We start from the raw sequence: 18,234 nt of genomic DNA on the forward strand, positions 1-18,234 counted from the left end.
TATGGTGATTGTTTTATGAAGTCTATTCCATTGGCTGGGTTAGGTACTTTTGCTATCGCGGCACGTCATTTGAGTTTTACCAAAGCCGCGCAAGAAATGCATTTAACGCAGGGGGCTGTCAGTCAGCAAATTCGTCAGTTAGAAGAGCGTTTGAAGTTGACGTTGTTTATTCGTTACCATCGACGCCTAGAATTGACGGTGGCGGGTGCTCGCTTAGCGGTGCAGCTCAATCATAGTTTTACTGAAATTAATGATTTAGTGTTAGAGCTACAGGAAGAAGAAACGTCTAATATTTTAACCGTGTCTGTCATGCCATCTTTTGCCACCAAATGGTTAATTCCTCGGTTGGGTAGCTTGCAGGAAGCTTACCCCGATTTGCAGCTTCGTATCCAAGCAAATGACAGAGAGGTGAACTTTCAGCGTGATCGCATTGATGTGGCAATCGTCCATAGTCATGTTCATAGCTCCAAAGGGCACATTGTTCCATTGATGAAAGATAAGGTCTTTCCTGTTTGCAGTCCTGCGTTTGTACAGCAGCGTGCTTTGACTGAAGCCAATCAATTGGCGCAAGTGCCTTTATTAAACGATGACTCTGAGTGGCGCTTTTCTAGCCCTTATGCGGAATGGGAGAAGTGGCTGTTGCTGGCTAATGCAAAAGGCATTAAGCCTTCTCGCGGGATTAGTTTTAACCGTGGTGATCTCGCTGTCCAAGCCGCCATTGCTGGACAAGGCGTTGCTTTAGGTAGGACGCCTTTGGTGATGGATGATATTCAGCAGGGACGTTTAGTGATGCCGTTTTCGGAAACATTGGACGAAGGCCACGCTTACTTGTTCGTTTGCCCTGAAATGCAGCGTCAACGGGAGCCAGTTCAGCAGCTGCTTAGCTGGTTGGTTGCTCAGTGCTACGAATATTCACCAGAGGATGCTTTGACGAAGCCCAATGATCTGAGCTAGTGCTAATTAGTTATCCAATAGTAATTTAACGGAAATCGCCAAACACATAATAATCACCATAGGGCGAATCAGCTTCGCGCCCTTGGTGATGACAAGGCGAGAGCCAATTTGCGCACCAAACCACTGCCCAATTCCCATCACAATACCTAATGCCCAAATAAGGTGGCCGCTAAAGGCGAACATCGCCAGTGATGCTAAGTTACTGGTCGCGTTGAGTACTTTGGTGTGGGCGGTTGCTGAAACTACGGTCAGCCCCATCAAACACAAATAGGCGGTAGAGAAGAAAGCGCCAGTTCCTGGACCAATCAAACCATCGTAAAAGCCAATGCTGGTACCGATAATCACCGCAAACTGTATATGAGTGAGTGAAAATTTACTGGCAATATAAGGTTGAACTTTAGGTAAAAAGAAAAAGAAAATGGCAACGGCGATTAATATAATCGGGACGGCTTTGAGTAGTAAACTACTGTCTAAATACGAGACTAATAGCGTGCCGCAAATAGCGCCGATGGCCGTCATTAAGATGGGCAACCACATATCAGACAGTTTAACTTGGCCTTTTTTTATAAAGTGATAAGACGCAGAGACGGTTCCTGCACAGCCTTGGAGTTTGTTCGTCGCCAATGCCTCTGCTGGAGAGAGACCAGCCGCCAATAAAACCGGTACTGTAATGAGACCACCGCCGCCCGCGATAGCATCTATTGCACCGGCAATAAACGCCGCGCCAAAGAGGGCAAGATAGATCCAAATAGAGATATCGAAGAAAACATAGTCCATTGCGTTTGGGGTCCTGTTAAATGGCAGCGGTGTAGTGTGCTTAGTAGAGCAAAAAAAGCCCGCATAAACAATCGTTTAGACGGGCTAATCAGAAGTGATTTAACGTTTCTCTATGGCGCTAAATTAAATCTTGCTCTGGACATAGCTTTCCAGTGTGTCCACTTGGTCTGGTGTAAATTCAAGACCAAGTTTGGTTCGACGCCATAGTATATCTTCGGCTGAGTGCGACCATTCATGATTAATTAAGTAGTCTACTTCTACTTGATAGAGCTGATTACCGAAATGCTGACCAAGATCGGCTTCTGACTTAGCTTCCTCTAGTAGGGTATTTGTCAACGTACCGTAGCTATTAGCAAAACGATGAGCAAGTTGTGCTCCGATAAAAGGATAATCTTGTTGTAGTTTCATCGCGAAGCCATCAAGAGACATACCTAGATCGCCACCTGGTAATGGTTTGCTGTGGGTCCATTCATCCCCAAGGTTATCAAAGTAAGGGGTAAGCTTTCTCATCGCGGATAGGGCTAATTTTCTGTAGGTGGTGATTTTTCCGCCAAAAATGCTTAGCAATGGAGCTTGGTGATCTTGGTCATCAAGGTGCAATGTGTAATCACGTGTTACGGCGGATGGATCAGAAGATTCATCTTCTAGTAAGGGTCTTACACCTGAATAACTCCAAACCACGTCAGCTGGAGAGAGTGTTTTTTTGAAGTGGTCATTTGCAACCTTTAAAATGTACTGAGTTTCTTCTTCAGAAATAGCCACCTCATTTGGATCACCTTTGTATTCCACGTCCGTAGTGCCTAGCAGTGTGTAGTGTTCACGGTAAGGAATTGCGAAAACAATACGCTTATCTGTGTTTTGCATGATGAAGGCGTTTGAGTGCTGATAAAGTTTTGGTACTACAATGTGGCTACCTTTGATCATGCGAATACCGTAAGGCGCTTTTCTTTCTACTTTGGTTTCGATGAATGACGATACCCAAGGGCCCGCCGCGTTGACTAACGCTGTGGCGGTAATTTCGCGAGTTTCTTTGGTAATTTGATCTTCTAGGCTGATGTGCCATTGGTTGTCGACACGTTTTGCTGATGTACAGCGAGTGCGAGCAAAAATAGATGCGCCATTTTGTTGGGCGCTTAAAGCATTGGTTACCACTAAGCGGGCATCATCAACCCAGCAGTCTGAATATTCAAACCCCTGTTTAATATCGTCTTTTAGTGGGCTGTCTGAGCCGTACTTAACGCCTTTTGATCCTAAAAGTGTGTCACGTTTTCCAAGGTTATCGTAAAGGAATAAGCCGATACGAATCAGCCAAGCTGGACGTAGGTGCGGTCTGTGAGGCATTTGAAAGCGCATCGGCGTGACAAGATGAGGAGCGACTTTTAGTAATACTTCACGTTCTGTTAGCGCTTCTTTTACAAGGCGAAATTCATAATGCTCGAGATACCGTAAACCACCATGAATCAGTTTGCTGCTCGATGATGATGTAGCATGCGCCAAATCTCCCATTTCACAAAGACCAACATGTAGGCCTCGTCCTGCAGCATCAGCGGCTATTCCTGTGCCGTTAATGCCGCCGCCAACAACAAATAAGTCAAAATGGGAGTGATTCATACTAAGCCTCACGATCAAAAATGCGAATGTTTATGTTCGAAAGTGAACATTTGTGTTCGATATTAAACCTCTGGAGCCATTATGACAACAATGCTTTGTGAAGTTTTGGTGAAGGTTTGATCTTTTTTGGGTTTGAAGAAGAGATAAAGTTGCTGTTGGATAATAGAGATGGTCGCAATAACGTGACGCCCAAGGATTACTTGGGCGTGCAGATTTCTAATCGAACTTTGTGTTCTTTCATTAGTTTTATGATGGCTTTGGGGGGCTGTTCGTCAGTAAATACTCTGTCGACTTGGGTAATGTTGCCTAATCGCACAACGGCATTACGACCAAATTTTGCGCTGTCAGCAGCGAGAAAAACGGTACGTGAGTTATTAATAATGCTTTGAGCAACTCGTACCTCTTGGTAATCGTAGTCTAATAATGAGCCATCGTTAGGGTCAATGCCACTGATACCAATGATGCCAAAGTCCACGCGGAACTGGTTAATGAAATCGATTGTCGCTTCACCCATTACTCCGCCGTCTCGGGAACGAACTGTTCCACCGGCAATAATGACCGTAAAGTCTTCTTTTCCGCTTAAAATCGCAGCCACATTGAGGTTGTTGGTGATAACTTGCAAACCTTGATGGTTGAGGAGTTCCCGTGCAACGGTTTCTGTTGTGGTACCAATGTTGATAAACAAAGAGGCATGGTTGGGAATTTCGGCTGCGATTCGTTTGGCTATTTGCTCTTTCGCGGGAAGTTGTAGAATTTGTCGGGTAGCGTAGGCTACGTTGGTTGTGCTGGAGTCATAGCTCGCGCCACCATGGTGTCTGCGTATTTGATCAGCCTTTGCTAATTCATTAATATCACGACGAATGGTTTGCGGTGTGACGGCAAACTGGCTGGCCAATTCGTCTATTGTCACGTATCCCTTTTCTTTCACTATGGCGACAATATTGTCTTGGCGAGAAAGTTGGCCCATCTTGTTTTCTTCTCCTGGTAAAAGACATTACTTGTTAAACGAGGCTTGCTAAACGAGTGCGCATTGGTTTTTAATAGAGAATATTCGTATTTGAATATTCATGTTCAAAAAACAAAACAACAATTAAGTCGCTTACTTTCTTGAGTGACTGTGATTTCAAAGAGAATTCACCATGACACATTATATTCTGGCTATCGACCAAGGCACCACCAGTTCTCGGGCTATTCTGTTTGATGAAAAAGGCGCTCGTGTTGGCCAATCTCAGCAGGAGTTCCCACAAATATTCCCTAATGATGGTTGGGTTGAGCATAATCCCGAAGATATTTGGTCGTCTACTTTAGCCGTGTGTCGCTCTGTTCTCAAGGATACAGGGATAGATGCGCAAGCGATAGCAACCATAGGTATCACGAATCAGCGTGAAACAACGATCTTATGGGACACAGAAACAGGTGAGCCAGTTTATAACGCCATTGTTTGGCAAGATCGACGCACTAGTGTGTTCTGCCAGTCTTTAAGTGAACAAGGTCTGGGTGAAAAAGTACAAGAGAAAACGGGGTTGCTAATTGATCCCTATTTTTCGGCGACTAAGATTCGTTGGATTTTGGATAATGTTGATGGCGCTCGTGAAAAAGCTCAGGCGGGTCGTTTGGCTTTTGGTACGGTCGATAGTTTTTTATTGTGGCGGTTAACCAACGGCAAATCCCATAAAACCGATGCGACAAATGCGGCTCGTACTATGGCATTCAACATTCATACGCAAGAATGGGATGATGAGCTGATTGAGCTATTAGGTATTGGTGGCGTGCTGTTCCCAGAAGTGATGGATTGTAGTGCGGATTTTGGTGTTATTGATTCTTCTTGGTTGGGCGCAGAAATTCCAGTAAATGGCATCGCAGGTGATCAGCAAGCGGCATTGGTTGGACAAGCATGTTTTACTCCCGGCATGGTAAAAAGTACCTATGGCACCGGTTGTTTCATGATTTTGAATACGGGTGATAAAGCCATTCGATCGGAACACAAACTGCTGACTACCGTAGGTTATCGTTTAAACGGAAAAGTTACTTATGCCTTAGAGGGCAGTATTTTTGTGGCTGGCGCGGCAATTCAGTGGTTACGTGATGGTCTGAAATTATTTGATGATGCCAAAGAAACGCAAAGTCTGGCTAAACAAGCATTGAATGACGACTCCGTTTATTTAGTGCCTGCTTTTACAGGATTAGGTGCTCCATATTGGGATCCTGATGCTCGTGGTGCAATGATTGGATTAACTCGTGATACGAGCGTTGCGGATATCGTTAGTGCTGGTTTGCGCTCTGTGTGTTATCAGACAAGAGATTTAGTTGGGGCGATGGCGCAAGATGGCGCGACCTTCAGTTCTTTGCGTGTTGATGGTGGCATGGTAATCAATGATGTTATGGTGCAGTTTTTAAGTGATTTATTAGAAATCACAGTAGAGCGCCCCTGCGTGACAGAAACCACGGCATTGGGTGCTGCGTTTTTAGCGGGTTTGCAAGTTGGACTTTATCAATCTTTGGATGAGGTTGAAGTTTTGTGGAAGGCCGATAAGTGTTTCGAGCCTACAATGGAAAAAGGTACGGGAGATAAATTGTACCAAGGTTGGCAAAAAGCGGTGGATCGTGTGCGCACACGAGACTGATTTTTACGATTTGATACATGCTTTATCTTGTGCAAGAAGGCAAATATAGCTAACTTTAACAAAGGATGTTTTTTCACAAAGGGCTTAGAGAATGTCGAAACAGTTTGCCGAAGTACAACAAGATGATTTTATGAAGTTTGGTGGAGATCGCCCAAGCTACTTAGAAATTGAAGACGCACTAATGAACTTAGGTGGCCATGGCGTAAGCGGTAATCACTTCAAGAACGAAATGGTGAAGCTGGCTGGTTGGACTGGTGGAGCATTGACAACTTATGCGCAGCGTCCTGCGGTTGCTCAAGCGGCATTCAATCGTATTCGTGAGGTGTTGCCAAAAGCAAAAACACCAGAAGAATTAAAAGACATACTAAAAAGTTTGAAGTAAGTAGATCTTATAAAATAAAAAAGGGGAGTGACTCATCAGGTCACTCCCCTTTTTTTATGTCTGTTTTAATGGCTATTATTCTGCGTCAGCGATGGCTTTCATGCCATATTCTTCGTCTAGAATACGGCCGATCACGTTGTTACCTGCAAGATGATGGGCATATTGCATGTGTAAGCATCGTACTTGATCCCAATTTGCTATACCGCCGATACCTAACTTATCAAACAAAGGCTTAAAGCCTTTCTCTTCTATAATGGCTTTGTGCTCGTCGCTCATGACTTCCCAGCGTCTCGCAATGTAATCACGGTGGGAAGCGTAATGGGCTTCTCGTAATGTTTCGTCTTCTTTGATTCGCTGTTCAAGCTCTTTTACGACACCATGACTTTCTATTTTTGCCAACGCTTTGTCTATGGCTTTGCTAGAAAGCCAATAAAGGGTAGGGAATGGTTGTTCGAAAACCCAAGTTTCCATTTCCAATACTTGAGGAATACCGTTAGGTGAATAATGCGCAATGGCGCTGATGCCACTAGGAGTACGTCCGAGCTGTGTTGTGATGATATCAATATCACGCTGAGAAAGTGTTGTTGTCATAAAGTCTTATTGAATAGTGTCTTTTAAAAATAGAAGAATTAAATAGTAAACGCAGGAAAACTGGCTGCGAATTTTTGTATCCATTCGGCGGCGGCTTCATTGTAGTTGAGTCGTCGACCTTCGGTTTTTGCTTGGCGTCGGTAATGTTCTATCTGAGAGAGTTGTTCGATCATGCGAACACAGTAACACTCTTCTTTGGTCGGGAATTCGATGGCGATGTGGTAGCCGTCTGTTTCTTTCGTGCACCAAGCTATACGGCCAGACACGCAAAAGTTTGGGTCGATTTCTTCCAATGTAATTCTTACCGAGCGTCCATTATCAAATGGACGAAGGGTGACATATGTGATACCGACAAACCCAGCTCTATCTTCAGTCATTTGAGGAAAGGGCTGATCTTCTATTAGTGTAATGTCTAACGGAAGGTCTCTCGGATGTGCAACAAATTCCATCGCAACAAGCCAGCTACTATTTCAGATATTCATGTTATCGGCCAAGAAGGCAGAGTGTTTAAAAAAGAATGCGAATTGTACGCTTTTTGCCCTGTCTGTACAGACGAATTTTAGGATGTCTAACGCTTAAATCATAACTTTTACTTATATACAGAAAAACGCTTTCAGATACTTTGCAATTTTAATTTTGTAGAACTCTGTATTAGCCTAGCCTAGGGGGCTGAAGCTGGCAAAGTTTACCGAGTTCTTTTAGTGCGGCGTCGGTTTTATTGTCCCAATTTAGTGCGTAATTTAATCGAAAATGATGGTTGAATTGTGCCGTTAAACTGAACGCTAAACCGGGCAGGAGGCCAATGCCAATTTCTAAGGCTTGAGAATGGAGTGTCATGGCGTTTATCGTGTCAGGTAAGGTGACCCATAATAAAAATCCACCTTTTGGAGTGGAGGTTTTAGTGCCGGTAGGAAAGTGCTCTCGTATGAGTGCCTGACAGCGTGCAAGGTTGTCTTGATAAGACTGTCGGGTTTTTCGTAAATGACGATCATACGCGCCGTTTTCTAGGAAATTAGCGATAGCTGTTTGCGTTAATGTGGGGATCGCAAGAGATTGAACATACGCGTAATGCTCAATCTGCGTTTGAAAGGGGCCGCCGACAATCCAACCAATACGAAATCCTGGGGCGATACTTTTAGAAAAAGAACTGCAGTAGATGACAGTGTTGTTTTGATCGTCAGCCTTTAGTGAGCGTTCGCGTTTGTCTTTATAACTCAACTCACCGTAGACATCGTCTTCAATTAAAGTAAAGCCGTATTGAATTGATTGACTGAGAATGCGTAGTCTGGCTTGGTGATTGAGCGTAGCGCCAATCGGATTTTGATTATTTGGTGTTACCACACAGGCTTTAATATCCCACTCTTTGGCTGCGCTTTCCAATACATCTAAGTCTATGCCTGTTTCCGCGGAGCAAGGTATCTCAACGGCTTTTAAATTCAACACCTCAATAATTTGTAATACCCCATGATACGCTGGGCTTTCGATGGCAATGGTATCGCCAGCTTTTGCGACCGCCTGCAGTGAAAGCATTAAGGCGTTTTGGCAACCCAAGGTAATGGTAATGTCATCGGGTTGCAGTTGGCAGCCGCTGTCTAGCATGCGAATGGCTATCTGGCGGCGTAAGCTGAGTGATCCAGGGGTGAACTCATATGCGGCACATATTTCTGGTTCTAAACGCATTAGGCGCCCGACAGAGCGTTGTAGCTGCCTAATCGGTAAGAACTGGCTTTTGGGTATTGCTGCGCCAAATTGAATGATATTGCCGTCTTGAGAGGCGTGCAATAAGCGACGTAGTAAGGCATGAATAGTGCCATCGTTCTGAGTCGGTTCAATTTTTGCAGGCTCTATTGGCTGCAGTTGAGTCTCTTGAACGAAATAGCCTTTTTGTGGACGTGCTTTAATGACGCCTCGATCTTCTAACAAGCTATAAGCTTGTAGTACGGTAGCGACACTGACTTCCATTTGTTTGCTGGATTTACGAACCGATGGAATCTTTGCTCCTGGTAAGAAAATACCTTCATGAACTTGATGTTCAATCTGGTTGGCAATTTTTTCGTATAAGGGGCAATCCATAAAGTGCGGGTCGAATTCAAATAGAGAGACGGTAAATTTACCAGATTGGCGGGTTGAAAGAAATCAATGCAATACTCGATGTTCTTTTAAATAAATTCGCCTTCTTTAAGTAAATTTTAAGACTTTATAGTGTTAATAATTGTAAGTAAATTGTTATTATTTTCCTGTATGATTGGTCAGTTTCCATTGTTTTGTATGTGCTGTCACCGTGTGCGCAGGCGAGAAATACACTAGCTTTTATTTAGAGTAGAGGTCGATTTATGTCGTTATCCGTAATCCAAAGGATTCTGTTTGGCTTTGGTATTTTATTATTGCTTTTATTGATGATTGCCACATCGGGTTTTTTTGGTATCAATAAAATTGAAGACAGATTAAATGTAGTGACAGGAAACGTTGCGTCCATCTCATCAACAAGTAATGCATTAAAAGAAGATTTAAATTTATCAAATGCGGCGGTGTTACAGTATTTATTGAGTAAATCGCCGGATTCATTAGAGAGTCTATCTGAACGTTTTTTGAATTATAAGCAAAGATTTAATGATGTTTCTGAACAGCTTTCCACTCAGTTGCAAGGTTTTCCTGCTATGAGCGGTGTCTTGGAAAATATCAATACAGAAGTGAAGGACTTTTTTAGTTCTACCGACATCGCCTTCTCTAATCACAAAAAAATGTTGGAGCTACAGGCTGGGATTCCAAATGAAAAGCTTGATTTAAAAGACTCTATCTTATTCGCTGCAGAAGACTTGGAGCTGTTGGTGGCGGATGGAGATACCCCAGAAATTCAATTTGCAGCTTCTTATATGCATAGCCAAGTGGAAAGTTTACAGGTCACCGTGAATGATTATTTTGATCTGCGCAACTTAGAAAGGATGCAAGAGCTTCGAGACTCAATGGCGTCAATTATCACCAGCCTGAAGGATAAGCAATCTTACCTAAATGATGACAATATTAATGGCTTGGTTAGCGAAATTGAGGTAGGGGTTATTTCTGATGATGGGGTTATCGCTAAGTTTTACAAAAATGCCCGCTTAGTCCAAGAGTCCGAAGTACTTGCCAAGCAATTATCAGACAGCATGGACGTGGTGAACACATCGGTGCAAAAGTTACTTGCTGAAGCGTCTTCTATCGGGGATACAGCAAAACAGGAAGCAAGTGATGCTGCGTCTTTGTCCACTTTGATTATCGAAGTTGTTCTCGTTATTTCTGTCATTATTGCGGTGCTGGTGGCGTTGTGGGTAAGCCGTAGTATCCGTTTACCACTTAAAGAAGTAATGAAAGTGTTGGGGAATATTTCGGACGGTGATTTTACCCAGCGTAGTAAAGTTAAAACCAAAGACGAGTTTGGTGAGTTATCTACTTGGGTGAACGGGCTGGTGGAGAAGCTGCAGAAAGTGATGTCTGAAATTGACCAAGCATCGAATGAAGTAGCGGAATCTGCTGGCAGCAATGTTCGCTTAGCAAGTGACTCTAAGCGCTTGATGGGCGCGCAAAACGAAAGAACCACTGAAGTGGCTTCTTCTATGTCCGAAATGGTGTCTACGGTTGATCAGGTTGCACAAAGTTCGGAAGTAATTTTGCGTCAGATTCAATCAGTTGATCAAAGAGCCAATCAAAACCGTGAACAAATGGATACTAATATTCATAAGATTGAACACCTTCTCGAACAGATTGAAGCGTCCACAACTGTGGTGAATGAGCTTGATGAACATTCAAAAAGTATCGATCGTATTTTAGAAGTGATTCAAGGTATTGCAGAGCAGACGAACCTGCTGGCGTTAAATGCGGCCATTGAAGCGGCGCGTGCTGGCGAGCAAGGTCGAGGCTTCGCAGTGGTCGCTGATGAAGTACGGACTTTGGCTACACGAACTCACAGCTCTACTGAAGAAATTCAAACGGTTATTGCGCAGTTGCAGCAAGGCGTGACAAAGACCGTTGGCAGTATGGAGGAGAGTCGTAAAAGCGCTACTTCTAGCGTCGAAGAAGCGCGCACAGTGGGATTGTCGCTGGTTGAATTGCAAAGTAGCATGGCTGAGATTCGTGATTTAAGTACCCAAATTGCAACGGCTGCCGAAGAGCAATCTGCGGTTGCGCAAGAAATTAAGCAAAATGTATTAGAAATATCGGAGATGTCTGAGCAAGCGGCACAGGGCTCAGATCAGAGCGAAAGAGACAGCGAAGGCTTGTCCAAACTGGCTTCTCACCAGAAACAGCTACTTAGTCAATTTAAGATTGTTTAATGGTTTTTCTCAGTTAGGTTGCGTTAGTATTAGGGCAACCAAATTCTGTGGAGATAACGTTTATGTCGATTCTTATGGGTGATATGTTGCCGCATGGCTCTTTCCAAGTGATGGGTGAAGAAGGGCCAGAGACAATCGATGTTATAGAATTTTTTTCTGGTAAAACAATACTGATGTTTGCCGTTCCTGGTGCTTTTACGCCAACGTGCAGTGCAAGTCATTTGCCCGGTTTTGTTGTGCATTTTGATGCGTTAAAAGACAAAGGAATAGACGAGATCGTTTGTCTTTCGGTAAACGATGTTTTTGTTATGAATGCTTGGGGGAAAGCGAACAACGCTGAAAACCTAATCATGGCTGCTGATGGTTTGGCTGAATTTACTTGTTCTATGGGATTAGAGCTGGATATTTCGGCGGCTAAAATGGGCATTCGTAGTCGCCGTTATGCGATGCTAGTGACTAATGGGATCATTCAGCATTTATGGTTGGATGAGCCGGGTGAATACAAAGTTAGCTCTGCAGAATACGTTTTATCTCAGTTATAAGTTTTTTATTAAATTTTTTTAGTTAGGTTAAAAACAGATAGCCAAAAAAAACGACGCATCGCGTCGTTTTTTTTATCTCTAAAATTTATGGCTAATTGCTTCCCGTCAGTAACCAAATAACGTTGGTAAGAATGTTACCGTGCTTGGCACAAAGGTAATCAAGATCAAGACGGCCAGTTCTACTAAGAAAAGTGGCATGATCTGTCTCGAAATAGCAGCTATCCCTACATTGGCTATCGAGTTAGAAACGAATAGACAAATTCCCATCGGCGGTGTGACAAGTCCTATCATCAGGTTGAAAATTACCACAATGCCAAAGTGGACTGGATCAATACCAAGGCTCATTGCAATAGGGTGCAGAATCGGTAGCAATATTAGCATTGCTGCTATCCCTTCAAGGAACAGGCCAACAACTAACAAAATGACGTTCACTAGGATCAAGAACATCCAAGGGCTAGACACTTGTTCCAGCACCATTTGGCTGACCGTTTGAGGTACTCTTGAGAAGGTTAATAACCAGTTCGCTGCTGCGACCACACCTATCACAATCAGAATCACAGACGAGTCACGCATCGCTCGAATGAAAATGCGTGGCAGGTGCGATATTTTTAGGCTTTTCAGTATGAATATACCAGCTAACAAGGCATAAGCAGCGGCAAAAGCAGCCGCTTCTGTAGGTGTAACAATACCCGTTAGAATGGAGCCAACAATGAATATCGGCATGAACAGTGGAATCCATGCTTCAACAAAGGCCTTCCAGCGCTCTTTCATGGACAGTTTTTCTTTTAGTGGTGCGTAGTGACCAGCAAAAACATAAACATACACAGACAAGCCGACAGCAAGCAGCAAGCCTGGTGCCACGCCAGCAAGGAAGAGAGCAGGAACAGAGACGCCTGTGGTGATAAGTGCGTAAATGATGACCGGAATGCTTGGTGGAATCATCGGCCCAATAACGGACGATGCGGCCGTCAATGCCGCTGCAAAAGCACGCGGGTAGCCTTCTTTTTCCATAGTAGGGATAAACACACGTCCAAGTGCCGATGTATCTGCAACGGCTGAACCTGATAATCCTGCAAAAATGACCGACGCCCAGATATTTACGTGAGCAAGGCCCGCTTTCATGTGACCAACTAATGCATTGGCAAAGTTGATGATTCGGCCAGTGATACCACTTTCATTCATTAGCTCTCCTGCCAGAACAAAAAGTGGGATCGCTAAAATAGAGAAAGAATCTAGTCCGCTAAAAATCCGTTGAGCGACGAGACTGACATTAAAGGGTAGTGTGTAAATATGACCTACAACGCCTAATAAAATGGCGAACGCAATAGGGCTGCCAATAAACAAAAGAACAAGAAGAATCCCAAAACCTAGCATGATTATTGCCCTTTCTCTAACGTTTCAGATTGAAAATACTCGACGAGACGGATAAGTGCAGCTATCGCAAGGCACGCACCACCGATAACCATGGCTACTTGGAAATAGTACATTTGAATGCCTGTGCCAGGCGCTTGTATTGCACCTCGTTTCATCATGAAAATGTAGCCGGAATAGGTTAGTACGCAGCCACTTACGAGTGCGATAACGTCAGATATGAAATGCAAGGCATGACGAATTTTGGCGGAAACCATATCTTCTAAAAAAGTAAAACGAATATGAATACCTTCTAAATAACACAATGCCATACCAAACATAGTGCCGTAGATCATGGCGTATTTTGCGACTTCCTCGCTCCATTGGATCGGTGAGTTAAATAAGTAACGGCTCAAGCTACTGACTAAAACAACGCCAAAGATAACGAATAAGGAGGTGCCAGTTAACATTGCGAGAGTATTTTTGTAGAGGCGCTTCATGGTGAGCTTTCCGGGTTGTGACAAAAGAAAAATAATCGAAAGCTATAGAATAGCTTTCGATTATTTGATATCAAGTACTGAACTTATTGCGAATTACTAACAACTTTTACAGACATTTGAGCGCGTTCGATCCACTCTGGCTGTACTTCACCTTTTAACCAGTTGATAACCGCTGGTTGCGCAACATCACGGAACTTAGCCATTTGTGCTGGTGTTGGAGTGGTGATTTGCATGCCGTTTGCTGCAAGAGATTTAAGACCTTTCGCAGAATTAAACTGCTGAACTGCGCGGCCTAAAGTGCCTGCAACTTTTGCTGCACGGTCAATAATAGCACGGTCTTCATCACTTAATGATTGATAAAGATCTTCATTGATTAGCAAGAAGTCTGTGCCGTATACGTGACCGTCTAGTGTTAGATATTTTTGGAACTCGTAGAATTTATTCGCTTCGATAACACTCACAGGGTTTTCTTGTCCGTCAACTACACCCGTCGTTAATGCTGATGGCACTTCAGGCCAAGCGATTGGCGTAGGTTCTGCTCCCATCGCTTTTACCATTTCAACGTATAGCGGTAGAGTTTGAACGCGGATTTTTAAACCACTCAAATCTTTTGGTTCAGCAACAGGACGCTTTGAGTTGGTGAAGTTACGGAAGCCTGTTTCGCCATAAGCCAGTGTGCGTAGTCCGCTTTCTTCTAAGCAATGTTCAGACAATGCTTTACCGAATTCGCCGTCTAGAACTTCCCAGGCCACAGGGGCTGATGGGAATAGGTAAGGAATTTCTAGTACAGATGCTTCTTTACATACTTTAGCAAAGGCGCCAGATACCATCGCCATGCTCAATGTGCCTTCCTGAGCAGACTGAACAAGATCAGTTTCACCGCCAAGTTGGCCAGAAGGGTATACATTGACTTCAATGCGACCGCCAGACTCCGCTTCAACTAAGTTTTTGAACACTTCAGTTGCGGCGCCTTTTTTAGAGGTTGTCCAATCTTGAGGATCTACGTGACCAATAGTCAGGGTTAGGTCAGCTGCACTAACACTGCTTACAGCACCAGCGGCAATTAAACCAAGTGTGATTTTTTTTGTTAGATTCATTTTAACGTCTCCAAGCTCGGGATCTTGTGCCCCGGTTGTTTTATTTTTGTATTTTCTACCCTGCTTTGCAGTAAGGTAGGCTGTCCTGTATTGAAACTAGCATTTATAAGCCCTCTAAATAATATAGGATCATTTTAAAAATACCCTATATTTTTTTCTTGAGGCTCACAATTACCTCAATATGAGCTGGGTCTACATTTCGCCTTTGAGTTTCGCTCAAAATTTACTTTTCAGTCTGCTTTGATAAGCAACATAACCAAAATGTCGTAGTTTTTGCTTTTTTAGAAATGAATTTTTTATGTTCCTTGTATATCGAAAAAGGAATATAAAAAATTAATAAGTTTTTTGATATATGTAAAAATTTATAAAAATCATAGTCTTATGTATTTTTTCAAGAAAGCTCAGACGGTTTTTTGTGTCAGGTTCTTCCTGATAAATATATGAAATGAGCAGCTGTTCTCATTGTACTAAAAAACAGCTATATCAAAATGCAATACCCTTTTGGCCAAAATGAAATAGCCAAATCGATAGCATGCAAGAATACTCTGGACAGATTGTGATTGAACGGCTGTGCTCATAAAGTAAAGTTAAAGCATATCATTTATGCAATCCTTTTTACTTCGCAACGTTTGTTACCCTTAATAAGAATAGAGAGTAGTAACATGATTATAGATTGCCATGGACATTATACAACGACGCCGCCTGGTGTAGGTGAATACCGTGATAAACAAAAAGCACAGGTCGCTAAAGATCCTGCTTTTGTTGGTGAAAAAGGTAAAGTGATTGTTTCGGATGATGAAATTCGCGACAGCATTATCAATAACCAGCTGCGTTTACAGCAAGAGCGTGGCACTGATCTGACTATTTTCTCTCCCCGCGCTAGTTGGATGGGACACCATATTGGTAATGAATACACTAGCCAATACTGGACAGAACATCAGAACGATTTGATTCGCCGTGTTTGTGACTTGTTTCCTGAGAACTTTGCACCAGTTGCGCAATTGCCGCAATCTCCTGGTGTTGATCCAGGCAAGTCTGTTGCTGAGATCGTTCGTACGGTTGAAGAAATGGGCTTTATTGGTATCAACTTGAACCCAGATCCAAGCGGCGGTTACTGGCAAGATAAGTCTCTCGGTGATCGCTCTTTCTATCCTATCTATGAAAAAATGTGCGAATACGACATTCCTGCGATGATCCATGTAAGCGCGGCATGTAACGATTGTTTCCACACCACTGGATCGCATTATTTAGGCGCAGATACTACTGGCTTCCAGCAATTGATGATGTCCGATGTTTTTAAAGATTTCCCGGAGCTAAAAATCATTATCCCTCATGGCGGCGGTGCTGTTCCTTATCATTGGGGACGTTTCCGTGGCATGGCGCAAGATCAAGGTTTTGACCTTGCTGAGCGCATGTTGAATAACATCTACTTTGATACCTGTGTTTATCATCAGCGTGGTATTGATCTACTTCTTGATATTATTCCTACTAAGAACATTTTGTTTGCTTCTGAAATGATTGGTGCGGTACGCGGTATTGACCCAGAATCTGGTCACTATTTTGACGATACAAAACGTTATATCGACAACAACACCGTGTTATCCGCGGAGCAGAAACAAGCTATCTTTGAAGACAATGCTCGTAGCGTTTTTTCTAGATTAAAGGCGTAAGGCTAACGATTAAAAGGATAGGAAAGCATCATGCGAAACAATGTAGTAGTACAAAATATTGAACGAGCTGACCAAGCTGTCATTGACGGTTTGGCCGAATGCGGCGTAGCGACCATTCATGAATCTCAAGGTCGTGTTGGTTTATTGGCACATTACATGCGCCCAATCCAAATGGATAAAACCATTGCGGGGTCTGCGGTCACAATTTCTGGTGCGGCGGGCGATAACTGGATGATGCATGTTGCCATTGAGCAATGTAAAGCAGGGGATGTGATGGTCTTTGCGCCAACGTCTCCTTCCAATCATGGTTTTTTTGGTGATCTGTTAGCAACATCTGCTCAGTCTCGTGGCGTGGTGGGTTTGATTATCGAGGGCGGTGTTCGTGATACTCGTGACCTACGTGAAATGAATTTTCCTGTTTGGTCAAAAGCGGTGTTTGCAGAAGGGACGATTAAAGAAACCGTCGGTTCTGTTAACGTGCCTATGGTTTGCGCGGATGCCTTGGTTAACCCAGGTGATGTGATTGTAGCCGACGATGACGGTGTGGTTGTTGTGCGTCGTGAGAATGCGGCTGAAGTGTTGGAATTATCTCGTAAGCGTATGGCGAATGAAGAGTCAAAACGCGTACGAATGGCGAATGGCGAATTGGGTCTAGATATTTATGAAATGCGCCCTCGCCTAAAAGAGAAAGGCCTAAAATATGTCTAAACATACAGGCGTTTTAAAAAGTGCGCCTTGTATGTGGATGCGTGGCGGCACATCAAAAGGGGCTTACTTTTTAGCGGAAGATTTACCTGCTGATGTTGATGCGCGTGCGCAGTTTTTGTTGCGGGTGATGGGCTCGCCAGATGAGCGTCAAATTGACGGAATCGGTGGGGCTGATCCATTGGCATCCAAAGTGGCAGTGGTGAAAAAATCTGCACGTGACGACGCTGATGTAGATTACTTGTTTTTACAGGTATTTGTTGATCAGGCGATTGTGACCGATGCGCAAAACTGCGGCAATATTTTAGCGGGTATTGCGCCGTTTGCCATTGAGCGCGGCTTGGTTGAAGCGCAAGAGGGCGAAACCTCCGTACGTATTTTCATGGAAAACACAGGTCAAATCGCAGTAGCACGTGTGTTTGTCAAAGACGGTGAAGTGCAGTACGAAGGTGATGCTCGCATTGATGGCGTGCCCGGCTTTTCTGCGGCGGTTCCAATTGTATTTCAAGATACCGCAGGATCAAGTTGTGGTGCTTTGTTACCAACGGGGAACGTAGTCGATGTAATTGATGGCATAGAAGTAACTTGCATCGACAACGGAATGCCTGTGGTGATTATGCGCGCTGCGGATATGGGGATTACGGGAACAGAATCTCGTGAAGAGCTTGAAGCTAATGATGTGTTACGTGCCAAGCTAGAATCCATCCGTTTGCAAGTGGGCTCTATGATGAACTTAGGCGATGTAAAAGAGAAGTCGGTACCTAAAATGACCATGGTGAGTGCCGCGACAAACGGAGGTGCTATTTCAACACGTACTTTTATTCCTCATCGTTGCCATGCCTCTATTGGGGTCTTGGGGGCGGTAAGCGTAGCGACAGCGGCGGTTCTGAAAGGTTCGCCGGCTAATGAAGTGGCTAAGTTTGAACCTAGTGCGCGTATGACCTTGGATGTTGAGCATCCGATTGGTGCGATGACCGTAATTTTAGATCAAGAAGAAAATGGTGATGTTGGCTCTGCGGCTATTCTACGCACCGCGAGAAAGCTGTTTGATGGGCAAGTGTTTGCTCATAGCAACGGCCTTTAGTTGTCTTTCTTCTATGGACGATATAACGACTGGTCAA

17 protein-coding genes are annotated in these 18,234 nt (G+C 43.8%); 8 read left to right on the top strand and 9 right to left on the bottom strand.

The window, feature by feature from the left end; all coding sequences use genetic code 11:
- Positions 1-15 precede the first annotated feature (15 nt).
- On the top strand, positions 16-954 hold the full coding sequence (gcvA, locus tag AC2A4J_RS04665) for a transcriptional regulator GcvA (protein ID WP_484175119.1): 939 nt from the start codon (positions 16-18) through the stop codon (positions 952-954).
- A 6-nt stretch (positions 955-960) separates the two neighbouring features.
- On the opposite strand, the gene AC2A4J_RS04670 is transcribed toward gcvA, so the two are convergent.
- The 3 genes from AC2A4J_RS04670 to AC2A4J_RS04680 form a co-directional block, all read right to left on the bottom strand.
- A complete protein-coding gene (locus AC2A4J_RS04670) occupies positions 961-1,731 on the bottom strand; it encodes a TSUP family transporter (protein ID WP_255826623.1) in 771 nt (256 codons plus the stop codon).
- A 123-nt stretch (positions 1,732-1,854) separates the two neighbouring features.
- Complete coding sequence (gene glpD, locus AC2A4J_RS04675; RefSeq protein WP_255826622.1) at positions 1,855-3,342, bottom strand: glycerol-3-phosphate dehydrogenase; 1,488 nt, start codon at positions 3,340-3,342, stop codon at positions 1,855-1,857.
- Between the two features lie 196 nt (positions 3,343-3,538).
- A complete protein-coding gene (locus AC2A4J_RS04680) occupies positions 3,539-4,309 on the bottom strand; it encodes a DeoR/GlpR family transcriptional regulator (protein ID WP_255826620.1) in 771 nt (256 codons plus the stop codon).
- A gap of 172 nt (positions 4,310-4,481) precedes the next feature.
- Between AC2A4J_RS04680 and glpK the strand changes: the two genes are divergently transcribed.
- Together glpK and AC2A4J_RS04690 are read left to right on the top strand one after the other, a co-directional pair.
- Positions 4,482-5,966: a glycerol kinase GlpK gene (gene glpK, locus AC2A4J_RS04685; RefSeq protein WP_484175120.1), complete on the top strand. Its 1,485-nt coding sequence runs from the start codon at positions 4,482-4,484 to the stop codon at positions 5,964-5,966.
- A gap of 91 nt (positions 5,967-6,057) precedes the next feature.
- Positions 6,058-6,348, top strand: a complete 291-nt coding sequence (locus AC2A4J_RS04690; RefSeq protein ID WP_255826618.1) for a hypothetical protein — start codon at positions 6,058-6,060, stop codon at positions 6,346-6,348.
- 75 nt (positions 6,349-6,423) lie between these two features.
- On the opposite strand, the gene AC2A4J_RS04695 is transcribed toward AC2A4J_RS04690, so the two are convergent.
- The 3 genes from AC2A4J_RS04695 to AC2A4J_RS04705 form a co-directional block, all read right to left on the bottom strand.
- A complete protein-coding gene (locus AC2A4J_RS04695; protein WP_255826617.1) occupies positions 6,424-6,939 on the bottom strand; it encodes a DUF501 domain-containing protein in 516 nt (171 codons plus the stop codon).
- Between the two features lie 38 nt (positions 6,940-6,977).
- Positions 6,978-7,388 (bottom strand): energy transducer TonB, encoded by a 411-nt coding sequence (locus tag AC2A4J_RS04700; RefSeq protein ID WP_255826616.1) that lies wholly within the window; start codon positions 7,386-7,388, stop codon positions 6,978-6,980.
- A 202-nt stretch (positions 7,389-7,590) separates the two neighbouring features.
- Positions 7,591-9,012 carry an aminotransferase-like domain-containing protein gene (locus AC2A4J_RS04705; protein ID WP_255826615.1) on the bottom strand — a complete coding sequence of 474 codons (1,422 nt, stop codon included), beginning with the start codon at positions 9,010-9,012 and terminating at the stop codon, positions 7,591-7,593.
- A gap of 260 nt (positions 9,013-9,272) precedes the next feature.
- On the opposite strand from AC2A4J_RS04705, the gene AC2A4J_RS04710 reads away from it, so the two are divergent.
- Both AC2A4J_RS04710 and AC2A4J_RS04715 read left to right on the top strand, forming a co-directional pair.
- Positions 9,273-11,249, top strand: coding sequence for a methyl-accepting chemotaxis protein (locus AC2A4J_RS04710; protein ID WP_484175121.1), 1,977 nt, complete (start codon positions 9,273-9,275; stop codon positions 11,247-11,249).
- Between the two features lie 62 nt (positions 11,250-11,311).
- Positions 11,312-11,791 carry a peroxiredoxin gene (locus AC2A4J_RS04715; RefSeq protein WP_255826613.1) on the top strand — a complete coding sequence of 160 codons (480 nt, stop codon included), beginning with the start codon at positions 11,312-11,314 and terminating at the stop codon, positions 11,789-11,791.
- A gap of 105 nt (positions 11,792-11,896) precedes the next feature.
- Here the strand turns inward: AC2A4J_RS04715 and AC2A4J_RS04720 are convergent, their stop codons facing one another.
- The 3 genes from AC2A4J_RS04720 to AC2A4J_RS04730 all read right to left on the bottom strand — a co-directional run bounded on the left by AC2A4J_RS04720 (position 11,897) and on the right by AC2A4J_RS04730 (position 14,738).
- Entirely contained in the window at positions 11,897-13,165 is a 1,269-nt protein-coding gene (locus AC2A4J_RS04720) for a TRAP transporter large permease (RefSeq protein WP_255826611.1), read from the bottom strand.
- Positions 13,166-13,167: 2 nt separating this feature from the next.
- On the bottom strand, positions 13,168-13,641 hold the full coding sequence (locus AC2A4J_RS04725) for a TRAP transporter small permease (protein WP_255826610.1): 474 nt from the start codon (positions 13,639-13,641) through the stop codon (positions 13,168-13,170).
- 83 nt (positions 13,642-13,724) lie between these two features.
- Positions 13,725-14,738, bottom strand: a complete 1,014-nt coding sequence (locus AC2A4J_RS04730; protein ID WP_255826609.1) for a DctP family TRAP transporter solute-binding subunit — start codon at positions 14,736-14,738, stop codon at positions 13,725-13,727.
- A gap of 662 nt (positions 14,739-15,400) precedes the next feature.
- On the opposite strand from AC2A4J_RS04730, the gene AC2A4J_RS04735 reads away from it, so the two are divergent.
- Genes AC2A4J_RS04735 through AC2A4J_RS04745 form a run of 3 tightly spaced genes read left to right on the top strand, consistent with a single transcriptional unit; the run spans position 15,401 to position 18,197 of the window.
- Positions 15,401-16,408 carry an amidohydrolase family protein gene (locus AC2A4J_RS04735; RefSeq protein WP_484175122.1) on the top strand — a complete coding sequence of 336 codons (1,008 nt, stop codon included), beginning with the start codon at positions 15,401-15,403 and terminating at the stop codon, positions 16,406-16,408.
- Positions 16,409-16,438: 30 nt separating this feature from the next.
- Positions 16,439-17,116 (top strand): 4-carboxy-4-hydroxy-2-oxoadipate aldolase/oxaloacetate decarboxylase, encoded by a 678-nt coding sequence (locus tag AC2A4J_RS04740; protein WP_123095018.1) that lies wholly within the window; start codon positions 16,439-16,441, stop codon positions 17,114-17,116.
- Complete coding sequence (locus AC2A4J_RS04745) at positions 17,109-18,197, top strand: 4-oxalomesaconate tautomerase (RefSeq protein ID WP_484175123.1); 1,089 nt, start codon at positions 17,109-17,111, stop codon at positions 18,195-18,197. Before AC2A4J_RS04740 ends, AC2A4J_RS04745 begins: the two co-directional genes overlap by 8 nt.
- Positions 18,198-18,234 lie beyond the last annotated feature (37 nt).

Source organism: Marinomonas sp. ATLA20 (assembly GCF_057180105.1).